We start from the raw sequence: 18,378 nt of genomic DNA on the forward strand, positions 1-18,378 counted from the left end.
ATACCAGTTGTGTTTGCCTCCTTAAAATTATTATTAACTGTGTGGAGAATCTCGCCGTCATGCATACTCATATTAAAGTCAGGGGTTTTCATATTGATGTTTTTCAACATGTTAATAATGCCCGCTACTTAGAGTTTCTCGAAGAAGCCCGCTGGGAATGGCTTGAGGGAGAGCCAGCAGCAATATGGATGGCTGAAAACCAAATTGCTTTTATCGTGGTGAATATCAATATTAATTACCGTCGGCCTGCTGTATTGGGTGACTTACTGCGTATTGATAGCCAACTAATAAAACTTAACGGTAAAAGTGGTGTGATGAAACAAACCATCACGTTAGAACCTGAGTCTATTTCGGTGGCAGATGCAGAGTTGACCTTCGTTTGCATCGATTTGCGTAACCAAAAGGCATTACCCATTGAGGGGGAATTGCGCGAAAAACTCGAGGAGTTTGTTAATCGAGGGGCTAAATAGGGGCTCTGTGATGTCTATATTCCTACCTCGCTGATAGCGCGAGGTAGGAATACGAACGTAAAAGTGAAAATACTTAATTCAACCCAGTCTTTTGTTTCATGCTCAGAAGGACTTTAGGTTTATTAGCTAAATAGAATGTTAACCCTTTAGCGCGCAAGTGGCAGGCGGCGCATTGACCACAGCCATCGCCCTGAATACCGTTGTAGCAGGTGAGTGTGTCATGGCGAACCCGATCTAGTTGCTGATAGTAATCAGCTAGCGCCCAGGTTTCGGCTTTATCTAGCCACATCAGCGGGGTGATAAAGGCAATATCTCGGCCAATACCTAAATCTATAGCATGGTTAAGCGCTTTAACGAACTCATCCCTGCAATCGGGGTAGCCGGAGAAATCAGTTTCGCAGACGCCAGTAATAACAGCCTGAGCTTGAACCTGATAAGCATAAATAGCAGACAAGGTCAGAAAGAGAATATTACGGCCGGGAACAAATGTGTTGGGAACCGCATTCTCGTCGTCTTCATGGTAAGAAGGCACGGGAATACTGTCTCGGGTCAAACTGCTGACAGCCAATTCGTTGAGCATACCGACATCCAGTACCTTGTGTGCTTTGACACCAAGCTGAGTTGCTAGCTGGCGGGCAACCTCTATTTCGGCACTGTGGCGCTGTCCATAATCAAATGTAATACAGTGGACTTCATCATATTGCTGTAATGCTTGAATTAAACAGGTCGTGGAATCTTGTCCACCACTGAAAACAACGACGGCGCGTTTCATGCTAATACCTCGTACGGCTGTGGAGAGTAACAAAGCAAACCCACAGCAAAATTAAAAACTGACACTATGGTACTCAGTCAGTGAGAGAAAAGGTAGCAATCCAGATTTGTCATTATGCTACCGCCGGCGGTAGCCATGCCTGGCTGAAATCGAACCATCCGTAAGCGGTTAATGTGACACCATTAATTCGTGGCGGCGCATTGACCTGATATTGGTAGTTGAACAGCGGCAAAATCAGCCCAGATAGCATCAGGTGATGATAATGTTCGCGTAATTGACGAAAACGCTCTGGAGCCAGTTCAATTTGCTGAATATCAGCCAGTGTTTTTTGCTGCATTTCCAGTTGTTCAGACGAGAGAATACCTTGCCACAATGGGTCAAGCCGGAGCCAGCTCTCCATTGCGGCCTCTGGCGATTCGCCAACTAAATGATCCGCGAGTAATAAATCGGCCTTTTCAATTTGGTGGCTATCTTTCCACTCTTTATCATGGCTGGCGCGGATTTCTAATGTGCAACCATTGGCCGCTAATAGCGTTTTGAGCAATTCAGCAACACTCTCAAGCTCTATTGGCGGTTGATATATCAGCAGTAAATGGGGTGGCAGGAGAGGGGCTTCAACAGAAGTAAATTGTGGAATAGGCCAACCGGGCAACATTTCATGACAAGGGGTGATCACGCCACGTTTGATGGATAACTCCTCTAATATTCCGGAGGTTTGCACTAACATCAGTAATTTAGCTATTTGCTGAGGCGTCATGTTACGTCGATGCTGATTAATTGCCAGATAACAAAATCCGAGGCTCATACTGCGCTGGACTGGGCGGGCTAACGGGAACTCTTCTTCCTGACCAATGGTGATACGCACTGGGTGTTGGCAGCTTCCATCGGCTGATGATATTGCCAAATTTGGGGTTATCCAGTATTCGATTATCTCCAAATAAGGATGTTGCAGATGGTAAAACTCGTGTTGCTCTAATCGCACCAAATGCTGTTCGAAGGTCGCCAGTTTAAAGGGGCCAGCCCCCAACAGTGGAAAGTCTGGATGAAATAGCCGGCAGGGTAAATCTGCCAATCGATGTGCTAGCCAGTAATCAGATTGGGAAAGTGTAAATTGCAAACATAGGGCATGGGGCAAGGTGATGGCTAAAATATTGCTAAAACTAGGCTGACTGCGAGAGTTTGATTGTAACTGTGCCAGTGTTTGCAGTAATTGCTCACCCCTGATGTGTTCACCATTATGCCAGCGCAGTTGGCTACGTAAAAAAAATTGCCAGGTTAAACCATCTTTACTCACTTGCCAGTGATGGGCCAGGTCGGGCTTTGGCTGTGGATCGCCGGTGTTAAATCGGGTCAGACCGGCGTGTAAAGTATAAATAAGATGTTGCTCAGCCCGGCCAGTGGCGGTGAGTGGGTTTAACGGTTCGAGTTCGCGATAATAAGGTATTCGCAATATGGGGCTATCTGCTTGCCATTGCCCGCCCATATGCGGATTCAGTAAAGACTGTAGGCGTTCTGGTTCTAACTGAGCTAATGCGAGTGCGGCTTGATGATCACCTTGTTCAAGGAAGGTTTGCAGATAAGTTGCCCGAAGTGTCTCCGGGTTTTTCAAACATTGCAGTTGTGCGCGCTTTCCTCTACCAACTTGTGAATGCCAGCTTAGCCAGTCATTCACCTGCAACTGCTGGATCAGGGTTCGGGCATGCCGCTCACTGCAAAATAGCAGACTGGCGACTTCACTCACCGTGGTTGCGACTTGCCGATCGGCGAATTTCTGATACAAACGCTGGTATTGAGTCAGTCGATGAATAATTCGCATAATTAAGGGCCTATACCTTTGGCGCTATTTTATTGGCCATTCTTTGCTATATAGCACGAACCTGTACAGGGCTTATTTACACGTACTGGCGCATAGACTGGCAAGGGGAATTTTCTACCTATAGAAATAGGTTATAAATACGGAACAGTTTATATTATTTGTTCACTATTAGTTCCGTAAATACTACGGCATAATTTTATTCATACCACCAGTTTCACTCTTTATGAGGTTTTAAATGTACCGTTTAGCCGCTTTTGATATGGATGGAACCTTACTGATGCGCGACCATAAAATTGGCGGCGCGACATTAAATGCGTTGCATCAGTTAGTGGAGGCTGGGGTCATTCTGACGTTTGCGACAGGGCGTCATTACATTGATATGAAAGGGATTTTGTCCCATTCAGGGATTGATGGATATTTGATTACGGGCAATGGTACCCGAGTATCTGACATGGAAGGTGCGCCGTTATATGGTATGGATTTGCCCGCAGAACTGGTGGAGTTTGCATTGCGCACCCCGTGGCAAACCAATGCCAGCATCCATATTTTTCGCGATAATGGTTGGTTTACTGACTGCAATGACCTGGCATTGTTGAACGCACATAAAACCAGTGGATTCCAGTTCCAGCAGACCTCTTTGGATACTTTGCCTTTGACTGGTAATCATAAAATTTGTTTTATTGCACCGCATCAGGAGTTAGTTGAGCTCAAAACTCAACTTGAACAGCAGATGGGGGGTAAGGCAGATTTTTGTTTTTCAGCCGCAGAATGCTTAGAAGTGTTGCCCCTTGGTTGTAATAAAGGGGCGGCGTTGGAACGACTAAGCCATCACCTTGATTTAACACTGGCTGACTGCATGGCATTTGGCGACGCGATGAATGATAAAGAAATGTTGTCTCGAGTTGGCCGTGGGCTGGTGATGGGAAATGCATTACCGCAATTGAAACTAGAATTGCCTCAGTTACAGGTTATTGGTCGCTGCGAGCAACAAGGTGTAGCGCACTATTTGCAACATTGGCTAAGTTCACCACACCTCACCTATTCCCCCGAATTCTGAGGTTTTGCTATTAGCCAGCCGGATAACCATCCGGTTTTTTTCTTCTCAAAGGGGCCGTTTTGCGGCCCCGTTTACCCGTCGTTTACAGGTTATTTAATTCATTACTGAATGGGGTTAAATCGCCAATATTCTTACTGACCCATTGGGTATCGTAATAGGTATCGAGATAACGTTCACCGCTATCACAGAGTAGTGTCACGATAGCGCCGCTTTTACCCTGTTCGCGCATCTGTTTCGCTAATTGCAATGCTCCCCAAACATTGGTGCCAGTTGAGGCTCCCACTTTGCGCCCAAGGATGCCTTCCAACCAAAGGATGGTCGCAACACTGGCGGCATCAGGGACACATAGCATGCTATCGATCACTTCAGGAATAAATGAAGGCTCTGCGCGCGGTCGCCCAATTCCTTCAATACGGCTACCACAACTGCCAGTTACACTGCGGTCACGGTTGCAGAAACAGTCATAAAATACTGAGTTTTCCGGGTCGACCACCATCAGTTGAGTATCATGGCCTTGATAGCGAATATAGCGGCCTAAGGTTGCTGATGTGCCGCCAGTCCCCGCGCTCATCACAATATAGTTAGGAACAGGGAAAGGCTCACGGGCCATTTGGCGAAAGATACTATCAGCAATATTGTTATTGCCCCGCCAATCCGTCGCCCGTTCGGCATAAGTGAACTGATCCATATAATGGCCGTTAAGCTCGCGCGCTAATTGCTCAGACGCCGCATAAATTTGCCCGGCGTTTTCGACGAAATGACAGCGGCCACCATAGAAGGCGATTTGTTCAACTTTACGTCGGGCGGTGCAACTTGGCATTACCGCAATAAAAGGCAAACCAATCAGACGCGCAAAATAAGCTTCAGATACCGCGGTGCTTCCTGAAGACGCCTCTATTATCGTCGTGCCTTCTTTTATCCAGCCATTACACAAACCATAGAGAAATAATGAGCGGGCCAGACGGTGTTTCAAGCTTCCGGTTGGATGGGTGCTTTCATCTTTTAAATAGAGATAAATACCGGGGAATGCCGGCAGATTCAGACGGATCAGATGAGTATCCGCGGAGCGTTGAAAATCGGCTTCTATTTCACTGATAGCATTTTTTACCCAAGTATTGCTCATTTTATGGCCTGCAATGAATACCCTTTGTTTTTGAAGCAGCAGTTAACCACCCTGTCACACCAATTACTTGAATATGGTTAGTAAATTAATGATGACTAGATTAACTGTTTTGGTAGAAAAAAATATTGCCATTTTTCCTTCTTTATCGCCAAATGGTAGAAATTTATTCTACGGTGGATGGCTATGTTAGATAAAACTGACCGAAAACTCCTTTGTATGTTGCAAGCAGATTGCACACAATCACTGCAAGTTTTGGCCGATGCAGTCAATTTGACTTCAACACCCTGTTGGAAACGTTTGAAGCGCCTTGAAGAAGAGGGGTATATTCGCGGGCGAGTCGCCTTGTTGGATAGCGAAAAGCTAGGATTAGGACTCACCGCATTTGTACTGATTAAAACGCAACAGCATAATAGCGGTTGGTATCAGGAGTTCGTCGAATTTACCCGGCAAATGCCAGAGGTGTTGGCATTCTATCGAATGGCGGGGGAGTACGATTATCTGATGCAGGTTGAAGTTGCCGATATGAAAAGCTATGACAACTTTTACAAACGTATGGTTAATGGTGTTCCGGGGTTGATTGATGTGACGTCGAGCTTTGCGATGGAACGAATTAAATACACCACCATGCTACCGGTGCCTGAATAATTATTGATTTGATAGTTAACGTTTTTTGTTGTCAGCTCAGGTTAATTTGGATCTCTGACTGGTGTCAGTTCACTCGGCTTGGTTGCTTGCCGCATTGTTGCAACTTGACATCTAATGAGTATAAAAAACCATTTTATCAATGGTATTCTACTTACCGCCTGTAGCGAGATAATACCGATACTTTTCGGTGTCAGACCATGGAATAAAACTGCGTGAGATTGTTTGCACAATTAGGCTGGTATTTCCGCCGTGAATGGCGCCGTTACGTGGGTGCGGTGTTGTTGTTGATAGTAATCGCTATTTTGCAATTATTGCCACCTAAGTTGGTAGGGGTAATTGTGGATGGCATCAGCACTAAACAGATGTCCACCAATATGTTATTGGTATGGATTGGCGTAATGCTGGTGACCGCCATTGTAGTTTATCTGCTGCGCTACGTATGGCGAGTGCTACTTTTTGGTGCCTCTTATCAATTAGCCGTAGAGTTGCGGGCAAAATTTTATCGCCAACTCAGCCGGCAGAACCCTGGTTTTTATTTACGTCACCGCACTGGTGATTTAATGGCGCGCGCCACTAATGATGTCGACCGCGTGGTTTTTGCCGCCGGTGAAGGGGTTTTGACGCTGGTGGATTCACTGGTGATGGGCTGCGCCGTGCTGATTGTGATGAGCACCCAAATCAGTTGGCAGTTAACTTTGTTGTCATTGTTGCCCATGCCGGTGATGGCGATAGTCATCAAATATTACGGCGACCAATTACATCAGCGGTTTAAATCAGCCCAAGGGGCATTTTCTAACCTTAATAATCAGGCGCAAGAAAGTTTGACCAGTATTCGCATGATTAAAGCCTTTGGTTTGGAAGAAAGCCAGTCGCAGCAATTTGCGCAGGTCGCGGAACACGCCGGGGCCAAGAATATGTATGTGGCGCGCATTGATGCCCGTTTTGACCCAACAATCTATATTGCCATTGGTGTCGCTAACTTATTAGCCATCGGTGGCGGCAGCTGGATGGTGGTGAATCACAGCATTACTCTGGGCCAGTTGACCAGCTTTGTTATGTATTTGGGGTTAATGATTTGGCCCATGCTGGCACTGGCGTGGATGTTTAATATTGTCGAGCGGGGCAGCGCGGCTTATAGCCGGATCCGCAGTTTATTAGAAGAAGCGCCAGTGGTAAAAGATGGCGATATTCCATTATCTGATGAACGTGGCACTTTAGTGGTTAATATTCGCCATTTCCATTATCCGCAAGCAGAAAAGCCAGCATTGCATGATGTGGCGCTAAAGTTGGCTCCAGGGGAAATGCTGGGGTTATGTGGGCCTACGGGCTCGGGTAAAAGCACCTTATTGGCATTAATTCAGCGGCAATTTGATGTAGATGACGGTGCGATTTGCTATCAGGGGCACCCTCTGTCTGAGCTGCGTTTGCATGACTGGCGTGGCCGTTTATCGGTGGTGAGCCAGACGCCATTTTTGTTCTCTGACACTGTCGCTGGCAATATTGCTTTGGGAAAACCGGAGGCCACGCAGGAGCAAATTGAATGGGCCGCCCGCTTAGCCAGTGTGCATGAAGACATTTTGCGCCTTCCGCAAGGATATGACACTGAAGTGGGCGAGCGCGGTGTGATGTTGTCCGGTGGGCAGAAGCAGCGGATTTCCATTGCCCGAGCGCTGTTGCTAGACACTGAAATTCTAATCCTTGATGACGCGCTTTCTGCGGTTGATGGCCAGACTGAGCATGAAATCTTAAAAAATCTGCGGGAATGGGGCGAACATCGCACCGTGATTATCAGCGCTCACCGCCTTTCTGCTTTGACCGAAGCCAGTGAAATTCTGGTCATGCAACATGGCGGAGTCATGCAGCGAGGCAGCCATAATCTCTTGGTTAATCAGCCGGGATGGTACAGGGAAATGTATCGCTATCAACAACTGGAGGCTGCTTTGGATGACGGCGAGCCGGAGGCCAAAACCGATGAGTAATATTGAGCAACTCAGGTCGCCGAAAAAACTCTGGCCGACACTAAAACGCCTGCTTTCTTATGGTTCTCCTTACCGTAAACCCTTAGGGTTGGCGGTATTAATGCTGTGGGTTGCGGCGGCGGCCGAGGTCAGTGGCCCACTGTTGATAAGCTATTTCATTGATCATGTGGTCGCGAAAGGAACCTTACCTTTAGGGTTGGTCAGTGGGTTGGCATTGGCTTATTTACTGCTGCAATTGTTGGCCGCGGCTTTACATTATTTTCAGGCATTATTATTCAATCGGACAGCTGTTGGCGTGGTTCAACGGTTACGTATTGAAGTGATGGATGCCGCCTTGCGCCAGCCTCTTAGTGCTTTTGATACTCAGCCAGTAGGGCAATTGATTTCCCGCGTAACAAATGACACTGAAGTTATAAAAGATTTGTATGTGATGGTGGTGTCAACCGTACTGAAAAGCGCGGCGTTAATTGGTGCAATGCTGGTGGCGATGTTCAGTTTGGATTGGCGTATGGCGCTGATTTCAATTTGTATTTTCCCAGCGGTGCTGGTGGTTATGGCTATTTATCAGCGCTATAGCACGCCAGTGGTGCGCCGGGTTAGGGCCTATTTGGCTGACATTAATGACGGCTTTAATGAAGTTATTAATGGTATGGGCGTTATCCAGCAGTTTCGCCAACAAGCCCGTTTCGGGGAGCGGATGGAGTCTGCCAGCCGTGCACACTATGCTGCACGGATGCAAACGCTGCGCTTAGAAGGTTTTCTCTTGCGCCCATTGCTGAGCTTATTTTCTGCCATGGTGCTATGTGGTTTGTTGCTGCTGTTCGGCTTCAGCCCAGAAGGTTCGGTGGGTGTCGGTGTGTTGTACGCGTTTATTAACTATCTGGGCCGGCTGAATGAGCCATTAATTGAACTGACATCACAGCAATCCGTCATGCAACAGGCGGTAGTGGCAGGGGAGCGAATTTTCGAACTGATGGATCGCGCTCAGCAGGGTTATGGTACTGATGACCGCCCACTGAGCAGTGGACGCATTCAGGTCAAAAATGTCAGTTTTGCTTATCGTAGCGATAAAATGGTGCTGCAAAATATTACTCTTGAGGTGCCATCCCGCGGTTTTATTGCCTTAGTTGGGCATACTGGCAGCGGCAAGAGCACATTGGCTAACCTGTTGATGGGTTATTACCCCGTGCAGCAAGGCGAGATTTTTCTCGATGGCCGGCCGCTAGCTGAACTATCACATCAAGCTTTACGCCAGGGGGTTGCTATGGTGCAACAGGACCCAGTGGTTTTGGCGGATTCATTTTTTGCTAATGTGACTTTAGGTCGGAATATCAGTGAGCAACAAGTGTGGGCGGCGCTGGAAACCGTGCAATTGGCTCCCTTAGTCCGGGCATTACCGGATGGGCTACACAGCATGCTTGGGGAGCAGGGCAATACCTTATCAGTAGGGCAAAAACAGCTATTGGCGATGGCTCGGGTATTAGTACAGACGCCACAAATTCTAATTCTGGATGAAGCGACGGCGAATATTGACTCTGGCACTGAGCAAGCTATTCAGCGGGCATTACAACTTATTCGAGAACATACCACGTTAGTGGTGATAGCCCACCGTCTTTCAACCATTGTTGATGCAGACACTATTCTGGTATTGCACCGTGGCGTCGCAGTGGAGCAAGGAAAGCACCAAGAATTGTTGGCAGCTCATGGCCGCTATTATCAAATGTACCAGTTGCAATTAGTAAGCGAAGATTTAGCCGCCATTGATCAAGTAGAAACCGCGGCGAGTTAGCAGACAACCTGTGGGGCTGGTTGGCCCCACAAGCTCTGGCTGGATATTTTCCTACCCTCTTTTTTGGGGGCCGCCCCCATTAATACCCACGGGCCATGATAGCCGCACGACAATCATCCACACGACAATCATCCACACGACAATAATCCACATGACAGTCAGCCGCACTACAATCAGGCGAAGTCATCACCTGACTGAAGCCTTTGTGCACTTTTGTGACATAAGTCGCACTAATTTGGTGCACGAAAACCGTTCAATTCTATTGATTCAGTCACAAAGCCTCTGGAGTTAGCAGCTCCGCCACCCTGAGTTCGCCCTTTCTGCATTAAATTCTTAAAACTTATATTTATGGCATAGCCTTTGCTTTATTTGTTTCGTGGCAGACGTGAATTCGACTTAATTCGAGAAGGGGCAAATATGAAGCTGGTTACCGTGGTTATCAAACCATTTAAGCTGGAAGATGTGCGTGAAGCCTTGTCCTCTGTGGGTATTCAGGGGCTGACCGTAACCGAAGTGAAAGGATTTGGTCGCCAAAAAGGGCATGCAGAACTCTATCGGGGAGCTGAATATAGCGTCAATTTCTTACCTAAAGTAAAAATTGATATTGCCATTGCCGATGATCAATTGGATGAAGTTATTGATGTGATCAGCAAGGCGGCCTATACCGGAAAAATTGGTGATGGCAAAATTTTCGTTGCTGAATTGCAACGTGTTATTCGCATTCGTACCGGCGAAACAGACGAAGCAGCACTGTAATTTGCAGGCTCAAATTGAGTGAATAGGGATGGGTCGATGATGAAAAAACTTTTATCCGTGTTGGGCTTGGGTTCGGTCGCAATGCTGCCTTCTTGGGCAATGGCCGCCGCACCGGCTGTAGCTGACAAAGCTGATAACGCTTTTATGATGATTTGCACCGCCTTGGTGCTGTTTATGACTATTCCCGGTATTGCCCTGTTCTACGGCGGCTTGTTACGTTCTAAAAACGTATTATCGATGATGACTCAGGTCATGGTGAGCTTTGCCCTGATTTGCGTCTTGTGGATACTGTATGGCTACAGTCTGGCATTCAGTACCGGCAATGCGTTCTTCGGTAACTTCGATATGGCGATGCTTAAAGGCATTGGGCTGACAAGCTTGAGCGGCACCTTCTATCAATATATCCATGTTGTGTTCCAGGCCTCATTCGCCTGTATCACTGTCGCGCTGGTGGTTGGTTCATTTGCCGAACGAATTCGTTTCTCCGCAGTATTAATTTTTGCCGTGCTGTGGTTTACCTTCTCATATCTGCCAATGGCGCACATGGTATGGGGCGGCGGTTTCCTGGCAATGGACGGCGCACTGGACTTCGCTGGTGGTACTGTGGTGCACATTAATGCCGCTATCGCTGGTTTGGTGGGGGCTTACTTGCTCGGCAAACGTGCTGGTTTTGGCAAAGAAGCCTTCAAACCACACAACTTACCTATGGTGTTTACAGGTACAGCAATTCTGTATATCGGCTGGTTTGGCTTCAATGCCGGTTCCGCCAGTGCCGCTAACGAAATCGCCGCACTTGCCTTCGTGAATACGGTTGTGGCAACCGCGGGTGCCATTCTTTCCTGGGTCTTCGCCGAGTGGATTTTACGCGGTAAACCTTCGCTGTTAGGCGCATGTTCTGGTTGTATCGCAGGTTTGGTTGCGATTACTCCAGCAGCAGGTACTGTGGGGGTCGGTGGTGCACTGATTATCGGCCTGATTGGTGGTGTGGCCGGGCTGTGGGGTGTGGTGCTGCTGAAAAAATGGCTGCGGGTGGATGACACCTGTGATGTGTTCGGTGTTCACGGTGTGTGTGGGATTATTGGTTGTATTCTGACCGGGGTTTTCACTTCTGCTTCACTGGGCGGCACCGGTTACGCCACTGGCGTGACTATGGGGCATCAGGTGGGTGTGCAGTTGTTTAGCGTCGGTGTGTGTTTAGTCTGGTCTGGTGTGGTTGCTTTCGTTGCCTATAAAATTGCTGACTTGGTGGTGGGGCTGCGGGTACCGGAAGAACAAGAACGCGAAGGCTTGGATGTTAACAGTCACGGCGAAAATGCCTATAACCAGTAAGAACTGGCTGAAGGCGGCCTAGTTAATAATAAGCTAACAAGACATTAAGATAAGTAGGGCAGTTGCTGGGGAATAATGCCAGAGAGTGTAATTACCCCAGCAGCACAAAAACAAGAATAATGATGATGCGAGAAACAGGGGCGATGGCGACATCACCCCTGTTTGTTTTAAATAAAGACAATTGATTACAGCACCGGACGCAAACGAATCACACCTTCCTGCACAGTCGAGGCAACGAGTTCACCTTCTCGGTTATAGATCTGCCCGCGAACAAAGCCCCGCGCGCCAGAGGCCGATGTACTTTCAACCGCATACAACAACCAGTCATCTAAACGGAAAGGCCGATGGAACCACATAGAATGGTCGATAGTGGCAATTTGTACTTGCGGCTCAAGGAAACCAATTCCGTGCGGTTGTAAGGCGGTTGGCAGGAAATTGAAATCTGAGGCATAACCTAATAAATACTGATGAACCCGCAGGTCGTCCGGCATTTGGCCATTGGCACGGAACCACACATGGCGATTTGGCTCATCGATTGACCCCTGCAGTGGGTTGTGGAATTTTACTGGCCGCATTTCAATGGGTTGATGACCAATAAATTTTTCGCGCACTTTCTCGGGAATCAAATGGGCAAATTTACGGGCAATGTCAGTTTCTGACATCAATCCCTCCGGCGGGGGAACATCTGGCATGGTATTTTGGTGCTCAACGCCCTCTTCTTGGACTTGGAACGATGCCGTCATGTAGAAAATAGGTTTACCATTTTGAATGGCACTAATTCTACGCGCACTGAAACTTTTGCCATCACGCAAAGTTTCGACGTCATAAATAATAGGTTTGCTGCTGTCCCCAGGGCGTAAAAAATAGCTGTGAAACGAATGGACAGAGCGGTCACTGGGGACAGTCTGTTTGGCCGCATAAATTGCCTGACCCACAACCTGGCCACCAAACACTTGGCGTAAGCCCAAATCTTCGCTTTGTCCCCGGAAGATCCCTTCTTCAATTTTTTCCAGAAAGAGTAGATCGAGCAGTTTTTTTAGTGCCTGACTCATGTTGCGGCCCCTGATGATTGAGTTCATACACAGTGTGCTGAATCCATTGGGGGGACGTCAATATATTGCTGCTCAACTAATGATTATCTAATAAGGATTAGTCTGATAAATAGCGCAATGGGGTGGAAACGGACATTAATCAGCATATTGCGCTATAATTAGCAGGCTAGGTGGTTGAAGCCACTTATTAAACGCGGGCTTAAGTTGGACATAGCCAGCATCTTAATAATAAGAAGGAGGGAGACCTATGAAACCTTGGCAACCAATTAAATTATGGCAGATAGTGGGTGGGGCAGTATTCGTCGTGAGTTTAGCAGGGTGTGCTCATAAAGGAGCTGATGTTCCGGTGCCCGCGCCAGCAACAGCAGCGGCTGCACCTATTACGCAGCCGACAGTGCAGGGGACAGTGAACATCCGCGAGCGCATTGCTTTGCCACCTGATGCCGTTGTAACGGTTACGTTGTCGGATGCCTCATTGGCAGATGCACCTACCCGGATCATTGCGCAAAAAGCCGTTCGAACTGAGGGTAAACAGGCACCATTTACTTTTGTCTTGCCATTTAATCCGGCAGAGATTCAGCCAAATGCCCATATTATTGTCAGTGCGGCTATCACCCATAATGGCCAATTGATGTTTATCACTGACACCATTCAAGAGGTCATTAATAATGGGGCTGGTACTCAGGCTAACCTGTTGTTGGTTCCGGTGACCTCAGTGGCCATTGAGACAGCACCAACAGCGGCAACCCCTGGCACGGGGACGATACAGTAACCTTGAAAAGCGCTATAGGAATATCATCATTCTGCAGCGCTTTTATTATTCGTATTGCCAACGATACTGTTGTAAATCAATCCGCCCAGCAGGGGTTATTTCAATACCTTCAGCCAACAACGCGTTTTTCTGCCTAAGATAATCCTCACCAACTAATGATATTTCGCCATGACGATTAATAACGCGATACCAAGGTAATAGAGAGCCTTGGGGAAGGCGCTTTAGTACACCGCCAACTTGTCGTGCAGCTCTAGGGGAACCTATCAGCCGGGCAATATCACCATAGGTGGTGACTTGCCCATAAGGGATTGCCGCCACCACATGGAATACACGTTGGCGAAAACTGTCTGCTATTTGTGCGTTGCTTTGCTCTGCGATAGCATTCAGTTCTTGGGTACTATCCTGATTTTGTGACTCTATTTTTAATGATGTCACGGCATTCCCTTTTTATCTGTAATCTGCCGGGTGGATAGATTGGCGCTATCAAGGTAAATAGCGAGATATAAATAAAATAAGTGAAATAAATAGCATTCGCAGCCACTTTTTTACTAAAAGAAAATAATTTTGATATTCATTAAAGGATGGTTGGACAAGAAACCATCGGTTGGCGCGGGTTGTCTTGCTATTTAATGAGGCATGGCCGATAATGCACACCGCTCCAGAGTATAAGGAGCCGTTAACGTCAATGGAGGCCCTGTTGGTTCTCCCGCAACACTAACTTGTGAACTCGGTCAGATCCGGAAGGAAGCAGCCGTAGCAGGCGAGGTGTGTGCCGGGATGTAGCTGGCAGGGCCTCCACCATTTCTATCGTATCAATCTCTCGCCTGATTTCTCTGATGACTTATTGCAATATCCTCCTCCAATAGCATTTGCTGTTACTTTGCCACACCCTGCATCTTTCAAGTTGTCGTTTATTATCGCCATCGTTGTATTTTGATATCTTGTTCGTCAGATATGGGGTTACTGAAGTGAATGAATTTCGAACAATTTAATAGGATTTTTCTTATTTTTATAGAAGTATGTATTCTATTTATATTTTAGATTTAGCAAAGAATTAATAATATTTCAAAGCTATTAGCTATAAGTTCGAGTTTTAATAAATTAATAGAAGCCACAATGTTTTACTGAAATGCGGTGATAGTCCTATGACTTTCCTTGAGCACAGCTGTGCAATAAGGCGGGATTAAAGTTAACCTTTAATACCGTAGCGCCATCACAACAGTTATCCCAAATTAAAACACGTACAAACCACCTACCGCATTGAAGCCAATAGTGATTATCGGCTCAACGTGGTGTGTCTTAACCAGCGTTAAGCAGACTATTTTACATGTTGCCAGACGGTAGGGGGAATTTTATCATAAAGCTTATTCATAGTGAGTTCAGCTAAACGATGGTCAGCGGCTGAGTAAAATAATTCCAACTCATCATCTGAAAGCTCATACTTATTTTTTTCAATTACGCGCTCTAATGTATCGATAGTCGTACATTTTCTTAAACGCATTAGATAGTCAGTCTTTGTCATGGTAATTTTTCTTCTCAATATACTAATAATATTAGGGGAACTATCCCTTAAGTTTTCATCAGGGTACAGATGTATTCCCCTGAGAATAGTCTGAATAAACGCTCTTTAGTTTTTTGCCAGCGGTGCAATTCAGGATCGTTGATCCCATAACTACTAAACAAAGTATATGTATCGTCTAAATATTCTTCAACTAACTCTGACAGTTCACCGCCATCGGGGTATTTTATTTTAAAACTCATCACAAATGAAGCTATATGCTCGATCAAATCATTGAGTTGCAGGTTTACGGCAGATGTCGGGTCATTTACCCAGCCATGGTGACTATCACCGAGGGTGGCGATACCTTCATCATACAAACTCTCACATAGAAACTTCAATTGGGCAATATCATGCCGCTTAGGTGAGTACTCATCCATATCATCCCCTCCGTAAACGCTTAATTCGGTGTTGATAACACAATGTGAGTAGATCGGTAATCATATAAAGGCAGAGTCTTATCGGTAAAGAATATAAACTTGTCTTGCTATGAATATAAATCATTTCTCTGCTCACCGCGCAACTTTATTACTTAATCTTACAATTCATCAGCGGTTGAGGGCCTATCTTTGTTAATTATATCAAAGATGATTTTTTCTGGATGTACAATAAATGTTACAGTATCTGTTAGTGATTCTTCAGTATTGATATCCAGGCATGGGTTGAAAATATGCCACCTATAAGAGTAAGTCATTGAATAACAATTATCTTCTAAGTGGGTGATATCAAGGATTACTAATGAATCCGCTGTAAATTTGGCATTTTCAGAATAATACATTAACCCGGAAACTAAACTTCCTTCAATTTCTTGGATATTATTACTGATAACATTCTTCAGTAATAAAACCGAGTATCCCACCGAGCTGAAGTCCCCAGCTATTTCATTGTTCATTAATCGTCCGCTTATGGTGGTGCAAAATGCGATGATATTTTGTCCTCAACAGCTATTGACCTGATCTGAAGCAAAACATTCAATTTTAATCAAATTTATCAACCCAAAGGGTTAGTTAACGCATAGTGGGGTTATTGGGGCCACTATCTTTCAATAACGCTATCATTCAATAACACTATTCTACAATAAAGACATTAATCTTAAATAGGGCATCCCGCTATTTAAGATTATTACCCGCGATTAATTTTTCATAACACTATTAATTTAGAATGCTCTGTGAGTTTTATCAAGTGGAGGCTATCGAATTAATTATTTTTTTATTACGTAATTTACTGTTTTGCGAGCATTAACGAGTAATTGTCTTACTAGAATACCAAAATCAAGCTGGCCCTCACCAGTGAAGCCCAGTAAGGAGAGTTTAATTTACTGTAACTAATGATGTAACGGCATTTTTACCCACAGAGCTAGATGCTGTTGCGCATAATTTTCATGTGTATCGGGGGGCGCAATGGCTCGTGACTTGTGAAATGGAACAGCCAACAACAGAGTCTTGAACTTAATGATGATATGTGATGTTATAATATAACTATATAGCCACCTGTCATTTATCTAAGATGAATAAATTATCTTCCCCGCTAAACCCTTGTTGTGACTGGACGTTGTTCTCACTTTCGTCATTACAACGTATTGCAGGTGTTGCCATACTTTGCATATTTCTATGGGGCGCTATTTATTGGGCCAATGTATTGCCATGATAAATTTGAGAAATATTGAGATTGGCTATGCACAGCATGCCCTGACCCCGCCCATTAATGGGTGTTTTGTGGCGGGATCTCTGACGGCGGTTATCGGAGCCAATGGCTGCGGAAAATCGACATTGCTGAAAACCTTGGCGGGTTTGCAACCGACAGTCGCCGGGCAAGTTATTTTTGCAGGCGGCCGCGCACCGCAAATGGCCTACCTTCCTCAGCAAACTGAATTAGATAATCATTTTCCAATCACAGTACAAGATGTGGCGGCCATGGGGTGCTGGCCACAAAGTGGACTATTTGGTGGGATTAACTATCAATCACGGCAACGTATTCAGCAGGCATTAGAGTCGGTTGGCATGCAAAATATGGCTCGCATGCCCGTGGGGGTACTTTCCGGCGGCCAGTTACAGCGGGTATTATTTGCCCGCCTTTTAGTGCAACAAGCTCCACTTATTTTGTTGGATGAGCCTTTTACCGGCATAGATAACCAAACGGTAGAGCAGTTACTTAAGGTTATTCATCAGCTGCATGATGAGGGGCGAACTATTATTGCTGTTCTGCACGATATGGCGATGGTAGCAAATGACTTCCCACAAGCATTATGGCTAACCCCTCAGGAATATTGCTGGCAATCCTCTGAGCAGGTGTTAGCTCAATGGCATCACACCCGCAGTTCACCTTCTGCACTTTCCTCTTTGATTTCGGCAGAACCTCAGGGCGCTATCTCATGATGACATTGCTGCATTTACTTGCGGATCCTTTTTTGGATTTTGGTTTTATGCGCCGGGCTTTGGTGGCCTGCTTGGCTCTGTCACTCAGCTCCGCCCCATTAGGTGTCTTCTTATTATTGCGGCGCATGAGTTTAGTGGGCGATGCTTTATCTCATGCGGTTTTACCGGGTGCGGCTATTGGTTATCTGATTTCAGGTATGTCATTGGTTGCAATGGGTATTGGAGGATTTATTGCCGGACTTGCTGTCGCCATGATGTCTGGCTGGGTTAGTCGGCGAACCCTGTTAAAAGAAGATGCCAGCTTTGCCGGCTTCTACCTTGGCTCATTGGCGTTGGGGGTTACGCTGGTTTCGCTGCGGGGTTCCAGTATGGATCTGCTCCATGTGTTATTTGGTTCTATTTTGGCCGTTGATAGCAGCGCGATGGTCTTGGTGGGCATTATAACCACACTATCTATGCTGATTCTGGCCGCCATTTATCGCGCGCTGCTGATTGAGTCATTCGATTCTGTGTTTCTGCAGGTCAGTATGGGGCGCTGGTTGATGGTCATCCATGCACTGTTTTTATCCTTAGTTGTGCTTAATCTGGTTGCTGGCTTTCAAATCCTGGGCACTTTGATGTCGGTCGGATTAATGATGTTACCAGCCGCCAGTGCACGTTTTTGGGCCAAAAATTTGCCTCAAACTCTGGGTGTTGCAATAGCGATTGGGATGATTGCCAGCCTTATCGGTTTGCTGTGGTCATATTACGCCTCGTTACCTGCCGGCCCAGCAATAGTGCTCAGCGCCAGCCTTATTTTCTTTTTCTCTATTTTATGTGGAACGCGTGGGGGTGTTTTGGTCACCGCGCGCCGTTGAGAAGTGCCTGTCATTAAAGGAGTATGAA

Annotated in this window: 18 protein-coding genes and 1 other RNA gene; 11 read left to right on the forward strand and 8 right to left on the reverse strand. The window is 46.2% G+C overall.

What is annotated here, in order from left to right:
• The first annotated feature begins 59 nt into the window (after positions 1-59).
• Positions 60-470 carry an acyl-CoA thioesterase gene (locus tag YROHD0001_RS09430; RefSeq protein WP_004714583.1) on the forward strand — a complete coding sequence of 137 codons (411 nt, stop codon included), beginning with the start codon at positions 60-62 and terminating at the stop codon, positions 468-470.
• Between the two features lie 73 nt (positions 471-543).
• Here YROHD0001_RS09430 and queC read toward each other — a convergent pair whose 3' ends face one another.
• Together queC and YROHD0001_RS09420 are read right to left on the reverse strand one after the other, a co-directional pair.
• Positions 544-1,242, reverse strand: coding sequence for a 7-cyano-7-deazaguanine synthase QueC (gene queC / locus YROHD0001_RS09425; protein WP_004714584.1), 699 nt, complete (start codon positions 1,240-1,242; stop codon positions 544-546).
• A gap of 112 nt (positions 1,243-1,354) precedes the next feature.
• Positions 1,355-3,058, reverse strand: coding sequence for an SgrR family transcriptional regulator (locus YROHD0001_RS09420; RefSeq protein ID WP_004714585.1), 1,704 nt, complete (start codon positions 3,056-3,058; stop codon positions 1,355-1,357).
• A gap of 235 nt (positions 3,059-3,293) precedes the next feature.
• Here YROHD0001_RS09420 and cof point away from each other — a divergent pair, with 235 nt between their 5' ends.
• Entirely contained in the window at positions 3,294-4,115 is an 822-nt protein-coding gene (gene cof / locus YROHD0001_RS09415; RefSeq protein ID WP_004714586.1) for an HMP-PP phosphatase, read from the forward strand.
• Between the two features lie 82 nt (positions 4,116-4,197).
• Here the strand turns inward: cof and YROHD0001_RS09410 are convergent, their stop codons facing one another.
• Positions 4,198-5,238, reverse strand: a complete 1,041-nt coding sequence (locus tag YROHD0001_RS09410) for a PLP-dependent cysteine synthase family protein (protein WP_004714587.1) — start codon at positions 5,236-5,238, stop codon at positions 4,198-4,200.
• A gap of 183 nt (positions 5,239-5,421) precedes the next feature.
• Between YROHD0001_RS09410 and YROHD0001_RS09405 the strand changes: the two genes are divergently transcribed.
• The 5 genes from YROHD0001_RS09405 (at position 5,422) to amtB (ending at position 11,736) form a co-directional block, all read left to right on the forward strand.
• Positions 5,422-5,883: an Lrp/AsnC family transcriptional regulator gene (locus tag YROHD0001_RS09405; protein WP_032816849.1), complete on the forward strand. Its 462-nt coding sequence runs from the start codon at positions 5,422-5,424 to the stop codon at positions 5,881-5,883.
• Positions 5,884-6,095: 212 nt separating this feature from the next.
• Complete coding sequence (locus tag YROHD0001_RS09400; RefSeq protein ID WP_032816851.1) at positions 6,096-7,862, forward strand: SmdA family multidrug ABC transporter permease/ATP-binding protein; 1,767 nt, start codon at positions 6,096-6,098, stop codon at positions 7,860-7,862.
• Positions 7,855-9,651 (forward strand): SmdB family multidrug efflux ABC transporter permease/ATP-binding protein, encoded by a 1,797-nt coding sequence (locus tag YROHD0001_RS09395; RefSeq protein ID WP_032816853.1) that lies wholly within the window; start codon positions 7,855-7,857, stop codon positions 9,649-9,651. Before YROHD0001_RS09400 ends, YROHD0001_RS09395 begins: the two co-directional genes overlap by 8 nt.
• 417 nt (positions 9,652-10,068) lie before the next feature.
• Positions 10,069-10,407, forward strand: a complete 339-nt coding sequence (gene glnK, locus YROHD0001_RS09390; protein WP_002208627.1) for a P-II family nitrogen regulator — start codon at positions 10,069-10,071, stop codon at positions 10,405-10,407.
• Positions 10,408-10,446: 39 nt separating this feature from the next.
• Complete coding sequence (gene amtB, locus YROHD0001_RS09385; protein ID WP_032816887.1) at positions 10,447-11,736, forward strand: ammonium transporter AmtB; 1,290 nt, start codon at positions 10,447-10,449, stop codon at positions 11,734-11,736.
• A gap of 185 nt (positions 11,737-11,921) precedes the next feature.
• On the opposite strand, the gene tesB is transcribed toward amtB, so the two are convergent.
• Complete coding sequence (gene tesB, locus YROHD0001_RS09380; RefSeq protein ID WP_004714595.1) at positions 11,922-12,788, reverse strand: acyl-CoA thioesterase II; 867 nt, start codon at positions 12,786-12,788, stop codon at positions 11,922-11,924.
• Positions 12,789-13,035: 247 nt separating this feature from the next.
• On the opposite strand from tesB, the gene YROHD0001_RS09375 reads away from it, so the two are divergent.
• Positions 13,036-13,560 (forward strand): YbaY family lipoprotein, encoded by a 525-nt coding sequence (locus YROHD0001_RS09375; RefSeq protein WP_004714596.1) that lies wholly within the window; start codon positions 13,036-13,038, stop codon positions 13,558-13,560.
• A 45-nt stretch (positions 13,561-13,605) separates the two neighbouring features.
• On the opposite strand, the gene YROHD0001_RS09370 is transcribed toward YROHD0001_RS09375, so the two are convergent.
• Entirely contained in the window at positions 13,606-13,995 is a 390-nt protein-coding gene (locus YROHD0001_RS09370) for an MGMT family protein (protein WP_004714597.1), read from the reverse strand.
• A 260-nt stretch (positions 13,996-14,255) separates the two neighbouring features.
• Here YROHD0001_RS09370 and ffs point away from each other — a divergent pair.
• An RNA gene (ffs, locus tag YROHD0001_RS19680) (signal recognition particle sRNA small type) lies at positions 14,256-14,352 on the forward strand.
• 526 nt (positions 14,353-14,878) lie between these two features.
• Here the strand turns inward: ffs and ymoA are convergent.
• The 3 genes from ymoA to YROHD0001_RS09355 form a co-directional block, all read right to left on the reverse strand.
• A complete protein-coding gene (ymoA, locus tag YROHD0001_RS09365; protein ID WP_002208622.1) occupies positions 14,879-15,082 on the reverse strand; it encodes an expression modulating protein YmoA in 204 nt (67 codons plus the stop codon).
• Between the two features lie 47 nt (positions 15,083-15,129).
• The gene (gene tomB, locus YROHD0001_RS09360) at positions 15,130-15,498 is read right to left on the reverse strand and encodes an Hha toxicity modulator TomB (protein WP_032816856.1); all 369 of its coding nucleotides are present in this window, start codon (positions 15,496-15,498) and stop codon (positions 15,130-15,132) included.
• A 158-nt stretch (positions 15,499-15,656) separates the two neighbouring features.
• Positions 15,657-16,010: a hypothetical protein gene (locus YROHD0001_RS09355; protein ID WP_004714600.1), complete on the reverse strand. Its 354-nt coding sequence runs from the start codon at positions 16,008-16,010 to the stop codon at positions 15,657-15,659.
• A gap of 751 nt (positions 16,011-16,761) precedes the next feature.
• Between YROHD0001_RS09355 and YROHD0001_RS0117855 the strand changes: the two genes are divergently transcribed.
• Together YROHD0001_RS0117855 and YROHD0001_RS09350 are read left to right on the forward strand one after the other, a co-directional pair.
• Positions 16,762-17,493, forward strand: a complete 732-nt coding sequence (locus tag YROHD0001_RS0117855) for a metal ABC transporter ATP-binding protein (protein ID WP_072086988.1) — start codon at positions 16,762-16,764, stop codon at positions 17,491-17,493.
• On the forward strand, positions 17,493-18,350 hold the full coding sequence (locus YROHD0001_RS09350) for a metal ABC transporter permease (protein ID WP_004714601.1): 858 nt from the start codon (positions 17,493-17,495) through the stop codon (positions 18,348-18,350). The genes YROHD0001_RS0117855 and YROHD0001_RS09350 overlap by 1 nt, the downstream gene beginning before the upstream one ends.
• The last annotated feature ends 28 nt before the right edge of the window (positions 18,351-18,378 follow it).

This window comes from Yersinia rohdei ATCC 43380, assembly GCF_000173775.1.
Taxonomy (GTDB): domain Bacteria; phylum Pseudomonadota; class Gammaproteobacteria; order Enterobacterales; family Enterobacteriaceae; genus Yersinia; species Yersinia rohdei.